This is a genomic window from Sphingomonas sp. (genome assembly GCF_035490575.1).
In the GTDB taxonomy this organism is placed as follows: Bacteria; Pseudomonadota; Alphaproteobacteria; order Sphingomonadales; family Sphingomonadaceae; genus Sphingomonas.
This window is the reverse complement of record NZ_DATJLI010000110.1, coordinates 19,822-30,871: the sequence shown is the minus strand read 5'-3', so window position 1 is coordinate 30,871 and position 11,050 is coordinate 19,822. Positions and strand designations below refer to the sequence as shown.

Sequence of the window (11,050 nt, the reverse complement as noted above, 5' to 3'; positions counted from 1 at the left end):
TGCTGGTCATCGATTTGCCGCCACAGGAAAGTCGTGCGCGCCGAGTCGTCGTGCAACTGGTCCCGGCGCCCTTCTCGACCGGATGGGTCGATAATATCCGCACTTTGGCCAAGGCGCATTGGTGGGACGGCACGGCGATCGTGCGGGTGCAGGACAATTATGTCGTCCAATGGGGCGACCCGACCGAGAAGAAGCCGCTGCCTGTGGGAGTCCGCACGGTGCCCGAGCGCGATTATGTCACGTCGCTGGAGGCGATCGGCGCCGCCCAGCCTGCGATCGAGGGGCGCGAACTGGCCGAACGGACAGCCGAGGCGGCGCGGTTGTCGGCGCTTGCCACGCGCGACACCGTTACGCCGCGCGCACCGCAGGGCTGGCATCAACGCGACAGCTATGCTGATTGGGTCGAACTGATCGGCGGCTGGCCGATCGCCGCCGACGATCAGACCGCGTGGATCCCGCATTGCTATAGCATGGTCGGTGTGGGCCGCAACCTGTCGCCCGATACGGGCAGCGGCGCCGAGCTATATGCGGTGATCGGACACGCCCCGCGTCACCTGGACCGCAACATCGCGGTCGTGGGGCGCGTAGTGGCGGGCATGGCGTATCTGTCGAGCCTGAAGCGCGGAACGGGCGAACTCGGTTTTTACGAGACCTCCGCGGAGCAGACGACGATCGTGCGGGTCAGGCTGGCCAGCGAAATGCCCGAGCGGGAGCGGCCGCAGTTCGAATATCTCTCGACCGAAGGCGATGCCTTTGCCCGCTATGTCGCGGCGCGCGCCAATCGGCGCGACGCGTTTTTCAACCTGCCTGCGCGGGGCGCCGACATCTGCAATCTGCCGGTCCCCGTGCGGGCCGTCGCGCCTTAACGACCGATCCAGTCAGCGACTTCGGTCGCGACCTGGTTGGCGGCCTGGTTCAGGCCGGCCGCGGCGTTGGTCGCGTCGATCGCAGTGACGGGCACGCGCGCTTCGAAGCGGCGCTTGTCGAAGGTGTCGGCACCCTTTCGCAGCAGCGAGGCATCATAGGTCACGACCGCCTGGCTGGTGGCGGCGTCAAGCCCGAACTGGCGCAGTTCGCCCGTCAGCTGTGCGCCGGGATCGACGTTCGCCTGGCGGTTTGACAGCACGACATAACCCGTGCGCGCCGTCACCGTGTCGGACAACAGCCGGGCGAACAGACGCGCGGGCGGCTCCACCCACTGTGCGTCCTTTACATAGGCGATGCTGGTGTCGGTCGCCCGCACGGGCACGCGCGTGACCGACACTTCCTGCGGCGCGACGGGCACGCGGATGGTGATGTTGCGCGCGGTGCCGGTGTCGGCGGCAGCGCCCACCGGCACGGGCGATGCGGCGTTCAGCGTCAGCAGCGAGGGCGGCGGCTCCGCTCCGAAGCGGATGCAGGCGGCCAGCGGGAGGAGGGTGAGCAGGATGGCAGATTTTTTCATCATGATGCTTCCCTCATTGTCCTTCATAATCGGGGAGCTTGGGCGATCCGACCAGCGAACCGGCACCGCCGCGGTTCACGCGTTCGGCGGTGTCGGCCAGCGATTCTGTCAGCGTCTGCAGGTCTGAAACCAGTCGGCCGACCTCCGGCATGGTCTGGTTCGAGAAAGCCTGAAGCCCCGGTCGCGCATCGCCGATCGCGGCATCCAGCGTTTCGGCACTCTTCTGGGCCGAACCGATCGCCTTGTTCAGGTTCTGCATCGCCGGTTTGACGTCGTCGGCCAGCACGCCATTGGTCGTCGCGGCCAGTTCGCCGATCTGTTGCGCGGCGACGCCCGCCTTCTGGATGGCGATGCGCGTCTCGGCCATGGTCGCGGCGATTTCGGGGCCGCGATCGGCCAGCGCTTCGGACAGGCGATTGGTGTTGGCAAGGATGCCCGCGATCGAGTTCTGGTTGCGATCCGACAGCAACTCGGTCAGCCGTTCGGTCAGGGTCGAGATGCGTTCCAGCAACTGCGGCGCCGAATTGAGGATCGCGCCCAGCCCGCCCTGACGCGTCGGGATGACCGGCACGCCGAACGGACATGCCTGTGACGAGCCGGCCTCGGGGCAGGCGATCGCCGCCGCACCCTTGACCGCGCCGTCCAGCGCGACCTGGCTGACGCCGGTAAAACCGATACCCTGGATCGTCGCGGTGGTGCCTTCCAGCACGGGCACGTCGTCGTTGACGCGGATGCGGACGCGCACGAATTGCGGATCGGGCCTGAACAGCGCAATGTCCGTCACCTGACCCGATGGCACGCCGGAAAAGCTGACCGGCGACCCTTTGTTCACGCCATCGACCGCCTGCTTGAAGAAAATGTCATATTCCTTCTCGTTGCCGCCCGACAGGCGCGCCAGCCATACGGTGAACAGCGCCAGCATGAGCAGCAGGATCAGAACGACCGCCCCGACAAGGACGTGATTGGAACGGGTTTCCATGCGATTACCTCATGTCCGGTCGTGCGGGCGCCGGGGCGGGGGAGGGATGGGGCGTCGCGCCGGCGGCGGCGCGTTCGGCGCTGTCGACGGCGGCACGGCCGCGCGGGCCGTTGAAATATTCCTGGATCCACGGATGGTCGAGCGCCAGCAATTCGGGGATCGTGCCGACGGCGATCACCTTCTTGTCGGCCAGCACCGCCACCCGGTCGCAGATGGCGTGCAGCGTATCCAGGTCATGCGTAATCAGGAACACCGTCAGGCCCAGCGAATGCTGGAGCGATTTGGTCAGTTCATCGAACGCCGCCGCGCCGATGGGGTCGAGACCGGCGGTCGGCTCGTCCAGGAACAGCAGTTCGGGGTCAAGCGCCAGCGCGCGCGCCAGGCCGGCGCGCTTTTTCATGCCGCCGGACAGTTCGGAGGGGTATTTGGGTCCCGCTTCGGCCGGCAGCCCCGTCATCACGACCTTGTAGTTCGCGATCTCCGCCAGCAATGACTGTGACAGGCCGGGATAGAATTCCCGCAGCGGCACCTGCACATTTTCGGCGACCGTCAGCGTCGAAAACAGCGCGCCGCCTTGAAACAGCACGCCCCAGCGCTTGCGGACCTCGACCGCTTCGGTCTCCTCACGGCCGATGGTCGGTTCGCCGAACACCTGAATGTCGCCATCGGTCGGCGTCTGAAGGCCGATGATCGAGCGCATCAGCACCGACTTGCCGGTGCCCGATCCGCCGACCACGCCCAGAATCTCGCCGCGCCGCACGTCGAGGTCGAGGCCATCATGCACGACCTGTTCACCGAACGCATTGCGGACGCCGCGCACGCGGATGATATGTTCGCTGTCGTGGCCGGGCGCCATATCGCTCATATCCAGCCGATCCAGGTGAAGAAGACCGCGAAGAACGCGTCGAGCACGATGACGAGGAAGATCGCCTGCACCACCGCGCTGGTGGTGCGAAGGCCGACCTGTTCGGCGTCGCTTTCGACCAGCATTCCCTGGAAACAGCCCGACATGGCGATGATCGCGCCGAACACCGGCGCCTTGACCAATCCGACATACAGGTCGGTGATCGGCACCACTTCCCGGATGCGCTGGATGAAGGTGATGGGCGGGATGTCGAGGCTGATCCAGCTGAGCAGGCCGCCGCCCATGATCGCGACCAGCGATGCGTAAAAGCCGAGCAGCGGCATCAGCAATACCGCCGCCAGCACGCGCGGCAGCACCAGCGCCTCCATCGGGCTGACGCCGATCGTTCGCATCGCGTCGATCTCTTCGGTCAGCTTCATCGTGCCGAGCTGTGCGGCAAAGGCCGAACCGGATCGCCCCGCGACCATGATCGCGGTCATCAACACGCCCAGTTCGCGCAGCGTGATGCGCCCGATCAGGTTGATCGTGAACACCTCGGCCCCGAACTGCCGCAATTGCACCGCGCCCTGCTGCGCGATGACGATGCCGATCAGGAAGCTCATCAGCCCCACGATGCCGAGCGCCGACACGCCCACCACCTCGAACCGGTGAACGGTGGCGTTGAAGCGGAAACGGCGGGGATGGCGAATGACATTGGCAAAGGCGATGGCGGTCGCGCCCATGAAGCCCAGCAGGCCCAGCATCGTCCGCCCGGCGATCGCCGTCGCCGCGCCGACTTCGTCGAGCACGCGCAGGCCCGGCGCCAGCGGGCGCGGCGGCACCGCCAGCGGTCGGTCGGCGGCGACCACCTGTTCCAGCAGGCGCTCACCCTCCTCGCTCAAACCGGTGATTTTCGCATCATGGTCGCGTGCAAAGCGATGAACGATCCAGGCGCCCACCGTGTCGATCCGCTCAACCCCCGAAAGGTCGAGCGTGTTCGCGCGCCCTTCGGCTTCCAGCCGTTCGGGCATGTCACCCAACCGCGCGAGCGAAAGGTCGCCCGCGAAGCGGATCGTGTCGCCGTCCGCGCCATCGCGGACGAAATCGGCCTGTCGCGTCATCGCCCGCCTCCATCGTTGATTCGCGCTGGATCGGCAAGCGCATAGGCTCCAAAGACGGTGCGATGGTGCGATTGGCGATCTATGACATGGACAAAACCGTCACGCGCGAGGCGACATGGACGCGGTTCCTGATCGCGGGCGCGCGGCGTCACGCGCCATGGCGACTGGCGCTGCTGCCCGTCGCGGGGGTGATGGCGCTTGGCCACCCGCTGCGGCTGGTCGACCGGGCGCGGCTGAAAGGGTTGACGCAGCGGCTGATGCTGGGACGGCGTATCCCGGCCGGCGCCATGCGCGAACTGGTCGCTGCCTTTGCCGAGACGATCGAGCGCGATCAGGTGATGGCGCAGGCGCGCGACCGCATCGCGGCCGATCGCGATGCCGGGTTTCGGCTGGTGCTGGCGACCGCATCCTATCGCTTTTATGCCGAGGCGATTGCCGCGCGGCTCGGCTTCGATGCGGTGATCGGCACCGAAGTGCGCCGCGATGCGGCGGGCGATGTGTTGAGCGGGGTGGCGGGCGACAATTGCTATGGCCCCGCCAAACGCCGGATGGTGGCGGCGTGGCTGGACGCGCAGGGGATCGACCGGGCGGGCGCGCATATCCGCTTCTACAGCGATCATGTCAGCGATGCGCCCATGCTGGAGGCTGCCGACGAGCCGTTCGCGGTCAATCCGCACCCGCCGCTCAGGCGGCTGGCGGCGGCGCGGGGCTGGCCGGTGCTCGATTGGGACTGACTTCATAACGCCCCCTCGATCGCGTGCAGGGCAAGGCCGACCAGCCCACCGACCAACGTGCCGTTGATGCGGATATATTGCAGGTCGCGGCCCACTGCATTTTCCAGCCGCAGCGTGATGGTCGCGACATCCCAGCCGCGAATCGTATCGCTGACCAGCCGGACGATCGCGTCGCCATAATCCGCCGCCGCGCCGACCGCGCCGCGCCGGGCAAAGCGGTTGACGGTGCGCGCCAGCATCGGATCGCTTTGCAATGTCGCGCCAAGCGAAGCCATCGCCTCACCCAGTTGCCCGCGCATCATCATGTCGGGATCGCGCGCCAGCCGCAGCATTCCGCCGCGCATCCGTTCCCACACCCCCTGCCACCAGTCGCCAAGCGCGGGATTGTCGAGCATCTCGGCCTTAAATGCCATAACGCGCGCCTGGGTGTCGGGATCATGTTGCAGGTCGTGGGCGAGCGAAGCCAGCCCCTCTTCGGCCTTGGCGCGCAGCGGGTGATCGGGGTCGGCGGCCATGTCCATCACCAGCCGGTCCAGCCCGTCGATGATCTTGTTCGCCAGTGTTTCGTCCAGCCCGGTCCAGCGCAGGATCGCACCGGATCGTTCATGGATCATCGCGCGAACCAGATGTTCATTGGCTTGCAGCACGCGGGCGGCCCAGCGGATGATACCATCCATCAACGGCACATGGCGACCGTCGACCATCGCCGCTTCAATCGCGCGGCCCAGCATCGGGGCGATATCGAGCTGGCGAAGCTGGTGCGACAATGCGCCGCGCACCATGCCGCCCAGCCGTTCCTGATCGAGCGATTCGAGCAGGTCGGCGGCAAGGCGGGAGGCGCCGTGGCGCAACCGGCCCGCGCTGGCCGCGCCGCCGGGATCGCTGAGCCAGCGGCCGAGCGCCGCGGCGACATCGATCCGCTGCATCCGCCGCGCGACGACACGCGGGATCAGGAAATTGGTGCGAAGGAACGCTGCCAGCGTGTCGCCGATCCGGTCCTTGTTGCGCGGCACGATCGCGGTGTGCGGGATCGGCAGGCCCAGCGGATGGCGGAACAGTGCGGTGACGGCGAACCAGTCGGCCAGACCGCCGACCATCGCCGCCTCGGCAAAGGCCTGGGCATAGCCCCAGCCGGTCGAACCCTGGGCATGGGCGCGCGCGACGAAGAACAATACCGCCATCGCCACCAACAGCCCGGTGGCGATGCGCCGCATCCGTTTCAGTTGCAGGGGCGTGGCGTCACCGGGGCCTGGGCCGGGAGCGGGGACGCGCTGCGGACGATTCATATCCGCAACAATCCCTGAACCCGGCGATGGTTCAACCCGCCATCGTCACTCGGCCGGCTGCGAGCCTTCATCGCCGGGGCGATAGCCGATGCGGCCGCCGGGCTGATGCTCGATCAAGGGCTGGTCGTCGGCATCGTCGCCGTGGCGATAGGTGAGCAGGCGACGCGACAAACGCGGGCCGACCCAGCTTTCGACCGCAACCGCCAGGCTGAATGTCGCGGGCACGATCAGCAGCGTCAGGATGGTCGACAGCGTCAGGCCGCCGATCACCGTCACGCCCATCGGCGCGCGCCACGAACCGTCACCCGACAGCGACAGCGCGGTCGGCACCATGCCCGCGACCATCGCAACGGTCGTCATGACGATCGGCTGCGCGCGCTTGTGCCCGGCGTCGACGATCGCGGTCATCTTGTCGACGCCCTTGGCCATTTCCTCGAGCGCGAAGTCAATCAGCAGGATCGAGTTCTTGGCGACGATGCCCAAGAGCATCAGCAGCCCGATATAGACCGGCATCGAAATCGGCGAGCCGGTGATCCACAGCGCCAGCAACCCGCCCAGCGGCGCCAGCAGCAGCGACCCCATGTTCACGAAAGGCGGCATCACCCGCTTGTAGAGCAGCACCAGCACCGCCAGGACGAGCAGGATGCCCGAGACCACGGCGATGATGAAGTTGGTAATCATCTCCGCCTGGAACTTGCTCTGGCCCAGCGTCAGGCGGTTCACGCCGATCGGCAGGCTCTTCATCGACGGCAGCGCGTCGATCTGTTTCATCGCCTCACCACTGACCACACCGGGGGCGAGGTCGGCGCCGATCATCAGGCGGCGTTGCTGGTTGACGCGGTCGATGCGCGTCGGACCCGCACCAAAGCCGATATCGGCAACCACCGACAGCGGCACCGATCCGCCCATCTGCGTATTGACGGGCAGGTTCTGGATCGTCGACAGCCGCTCACGCGCATTTTCGTCAAGCGCCACGCGGATCGGAATCTGGCGATCGTTCAGGCTGAACCGCGCGCTGTTCTGGTCGATGTCACCAAGCGTCGCGATACGGATCGCGCTGGACAGCGCCTGCGTCGTCACGCCCATGCTGGCAGCAAGGTCGAGCCGCGGGCGGATGGTGATTTCGGGGCGTTGCAAGTCGCCCTGAACGCGCGGCGCGACGACGCTGGGCAGGCGCGCCATTTCGGCCATGATGCGATTGCCCGTCTCGGCCAGCAGCACGGGGTCCTCACCACCCAGCGTAATGGTCAGGTCGCGGCCGGAGCCGCCCCAGCCACCCTGCGCCCGGAAATTGACGCGCGCGTCGGCGATGGCGGCCAGACGGGGCGCGAGGCGGCGTTCGAACTCGTTGGACTTTTCCTCGCGATCCTCGGTCAGCATCGCGGTCACGCGGCCATTGCCGACAAAGCTGCGGGCATAGGTGTCGGTGACGATGTCTTCCTGCGCCAGGATCTGTTGCACCTGCTGCACCACCCGGTCGGTCTGGTCGAGCGTGGTGCCGGGGACCATTTCGATGATGGCGGTCACATCGTCGGCGTCCTGCGTCGGCTGGAATGTCTGTGGCAGGACGGTGAACATGACAAGCGTCAGGCCCAGCGCCGCCGCACCCGCGCCGACCACCCAGACGCGGTGATCGAAGATGGGCGCGATCATCTTGCGCCACCAGCCGCCCTTTGCAGCAAAGGCCTTGGCGCGTTCATGACGCAGTGACCAGCGCAGGACGCCGACATAGGCGTCCATGATCGGCCCCTCGCCATGTTCGGCATGACCCTTTGCCTTCAGGAAATAGGCGGCGATCATCGGGGTGATGAGACGCGCGACGGCCAGGCTGACCAGCACGGCCGCGACGACGGTCAGACCGAAATTCTTGAAATACTGGCCCGAAATACCCGGCATCAGGCCAACGGGCAGGAACACCGCGACGATCGCCATCGTCGTCGCCAGCACCGCAAGGCCAATCTCGTCGGCGGCGTCGATCGACGCCTGATAGGCCGATTTGCCCATCCGCATATGCCGCACGATATTCTCGATCTCGACGATCGCATCGTCGACCAGCACACCCGCCACCAGACTGAGCGCCAGCAGCGTCATCTGGTTCAGGGTGAAGCCGAGCATGTCCATGAACCAGAAGGCGGGTATCGCCGACATCGGGATGGCCAGCGCGGAAATCGCCGTCGCGCGCCAGTCACGCAGGAAAAAGAACACGACAATGACAGCCAGCACCGCGCCCTCGACCAGCGCCGACAGCGCGGAGTGATACTGGTCCTCGACATATTTGACGTTGTTGAACAGCTTTTCGAAACGGACCTTGGGATTGCGTTCCTGAAGCTGTTTCAGCTTTTCGACGGCGCCGTTGAACACGTTGACGTCCGAGGCGCCCTTTGCCCGCTTGATGTCGAAGGCGATGACCTGTCGTTTGTTATATTCAGCCTTTGACCGGATTTCGGCATAGGCGTCGCGCACGCGGGCAATGTCGGCCAGCCGCACGGTGCGACCGTCGCCGAGCGCAATCTGGGTCTGGCCAAGGTCATAGGCGCTCTGGGCATTGCCCAGCACGCGCACCGCCTGCTCCGAACCGGCAATCTCGGCGCGGCCACCGGCGGCGTTCAGGTTGACCTGACGCAGCTGGTTGTTGACCTGAGTCGCGGTGATGCCAAACGCCTGCAACTTCACCGGATCGAGCACGACGCGGATTTCGCGGTCGACGCCGCCGATCCGCTCCACCGTCGATAGGCCGGGAACCGACAGCAGTTCCTTGGCGACAGTATTGTCGACATACCAGCTCAGCTGCTCGATCGTCATGTCGGGCGCGATCGCGGTGAAGCTGGCGAGGTCATTGTCGGTGGTGTTGGCGCGATAGATTTGCGGTTCCAGAATGCCGTCCGGCAATTCACTGCGGATCTGGGTGATCGCCTCGCGCACATCCTGCACCGCGCGATCGATCGGCGTGCCGATCGCCAGCTGAACCACGGTGGTCGACGAGCCTTCCTCGACGTTCGACGAAATCTCGTCGATGCCCTGAAGTGAGCGCACCGCCGATTCGACGCGCTGCGTCACCTGGGTCTCAAGCTCGGTCGGGGCCGCGCCGGGCTGGCTGACGACAACGATCGCGATCGGAAACTCAACGTCCGGCTCGTTGTTGACATCCATGCGCGCGAAGCTGACCAGCCCCGCGATCATCAGAGCCGCGAACAGCACCAGCGACGGCACCGGATTGCGGATCGACCAGGCCGAGATGTTGCGGAAGTTCATCGCCCGCGTTCCTTTTCGTTTGCCTCAGCGCTCGATCTTCACGAGCGTCGGCTTCACCTTCTGACCCGGCGCCAGGAAGCCGCCGGCGGTGAGCACGACGCGCTCGGTGCCATCCAGCCCGCTGGCGATCGACACGCCGCCATCGGACACCTCGCCGATGCGGATGTCGCGCCGCACGACCTGGTTCTTGTCGTTCAGCACATACACGTAATTCCCGTTGCTGTCGCTCAGCACCGCCGATTCGGGCAATTGCGGCGATACGGACGCGCCGGCAACGATCCGTGCGCTGGCGAAACCACCGGGACGCAGGCTTTCGGCATAAGGCAGGGCGATGCGGGCAATGCCTTGGCGCGTCTGGGGGTCGATGATCGGCGATACCTGCCACACCTGACCACGCACCGACTCGCTGGCGCCGACGGGCGTCACATCGGCCACCGCGCCGCGCCGCACGCGCGCCAGGTCGTTTTCGGCAAGCTGCGCGCGCATTTCCATCTGGCCATCCATCGCGATGCGGAACAGCACCGCCTGTCCGCCGCCGACGATCTGACCCGGTTCGACCGCACGGGCGAGCACCAGGCCGGCGGCGGGCGCGCGAATATCCAGGCGCTGGTTCCGCGCGCGGGTTTCGGCCAGCTGGGCCTCGGCCACCGCCACCCGTGCGCGCGCGCCGTCGCGAGTCGCGGTGCGGCGCTCGACATCGGCCTTCGAGATGAAGCCCCGGTCCACAAGCTGCTGCGCGCGCTTGAGTTCCGATTCGGCGATTTCGGCGTCGGCGCGCGCGACGCGGACCTGCGCCGCCAGCGACTCGGCGGTTTCAGCCTGGACCGAGCGGTCGACCGTCGCCAGCGTCTGGCCCGCGCGCACCCAGTCGCCGGGTTCGACCAGCACGCGCGTCACCAGACCCCCCTCGCCAACGACGCCGATCGGCATTTCGCGCCGCGCGGCCAGCGATCCGGTGCCCGAAATGATCGCGCGCACGGTATCGCGGCCGGGCACCGCGACGCTGATCGACGGGATCTGCTGATCGCGCGCGCCCCCGCTCTTCAACGGGTCGACGGCTTCGGGAGCGGGCCTGAAGAAGACCCAGGCCAGGATACCGGCCAGCAGCACGACGACGCCGATCACGGCCCAGCGACGCCAGCGTGGCGGAGGCGGCGACCCGTCGGTCAGCAGGCGGCCGTCGGCATCGATGGTCGAAGTGTCGTAGTTCATCCTGCACCCCTGTCACCGCTCCCCGGATGGGAACGGGGTCGTCGCTTTGTCGCGCACTGTATTATCGGAATAACTCACCGGCCTCAAGCCGGTCAATTGTATCGCACGCGACATGCGCGATTCGGGGTGCGTTCGCAAGCCGATGCTGGCATTCGGACCGGCAGGACCGGCGCGGCTT

9 protein-coding genes are annotated in these 11,050 nt (G+C 66.6%); 2 read left to right on the top strand and 7 right to left on the bottom strand.

Translation table 11 applies throughout. The features are described 5' to 3' along the window. The coding region (locus tag VL973_RS08410; RefSeq protein ID WP_325283572.1) for a peptidylprolyl isomerase at positions 1-866 on the top strand (866 nt) is incomplete at its 5' end. Here the strand turns inward: VL973_RS08410 and VL973_RS08405 are convergent. From VL973_RS08405 to VL973_RS08390, 4 genes are read right to left on the bottom strand one after another with little or no spacing between them, the layout of a single operon-like run. Continuing rightward, positions 863-1,447 (bottom strand): ABC-type transport auxiliary lipoprotein family protein, encoded by a 585-nt coding sequence (locus VL973_RS08405; protein WP_414712216.1) that lies wholly within the window; start codon positions 1,445-1,447, stop codon positions 863-865. The genes VL973_RS08410 and VL973_RS08405 overlap by 4 nt on opposite strands. Before the next feature lie 10 nt (positions 1,448-1,457). After that, entirely contained in the window at positions 1,458-2,423 is a 966-nt protein-coding gene (locus tag VL973_RS08400) for an MlaD family protein (protein WP_325283571.1), read from the bottom strand. Between the two features lie 4 nt (positions 2,424-2,427). Continuing rightward, the gene (locus tag VL973_RS08395) at positions 2,428-3,288 is read right to left on the bottom strand and encodes an ABC transporter ATP-binding protein (protein ID WP_325283570.1); all 861 of its coding nucleotides are present in this window, start codon (positions 3,286-3,288) and stop codon (positions 2,428-2,430) included. Continuing rightward, complete coding sequence (locus VL973_RS08390) at positions 3,285-4,388, bottom strand: ABC transporter permease (RefSeq protein ID WP_325283569.1); 1,104 nt, start codon at positions 4,386-4,388, stop codon at positions 3,285-3,287. The genes VL973_RS08395 and VL973_RS08390 overlap by 4 nt, the downstream gene beginning before the upstream one ends. 62 nt (positions 4,389-4,450) lie before the next feature. On the opposite strand from VL973_RS08390, the gene VL973_RS08385 reads away from it, so the two are divergent. Next, positions 4,451-5,122: an HAD family hydrolase gene (locus VL973_RS08385; protein ID WP_325283568.1), complete on the top strand. Its 672-nt coding sequence runs from the start codon at positions 4,451-4,453 to the stop codon at positions 5,120-5,122. Positions 5,123-5,124: 2 nt separating this feature from the next. Here the strand turns inward: VL973_RS08385 and VL973_RS08380 are convergent, their stop codons facing one another. From VL973_RS08380 to VL973_RS08370, 3 genes are all read right to left on the bottom strand, one after another. Beyond that, positions 5,125-6,336, bottom strand: coding sequence for a DUF445 domain-containing protein (locus VL973_RS08380; RefSeq protein WP_325283576.1), 1,212 nt, complete (start codon positions 6,334-6,336; stop codon positions 5,125-5,127). A 117-nt stretch (positions 6,337-6,453) separates the two neighbouring features. Next, positions 6,454-9,660, bottom strand: coding sequence for an efflux RND transporter permease subunit (locus VL973_RS08375; protein ID WP_325283567.1), 3,207 nt, complete (start codon positions 9,658-9,660; stop codon positions 6,454-6,456). Between the two features lie 24 nt (positions 9,661-9,684). Further along, complete coding sequence (locus VL973_RS08370; RefSeq protein ID WP_325283566.1) at positions 9,685-10,872, bottom strand: efflux RND transporter periplasmic adaptor subunit; 1,188 nt, start codon at positions 10,870-10,872, stop codon at positions 9,685-9,687. Positions 10,873-11,050 lie beyond the last annotated feature (178 nt).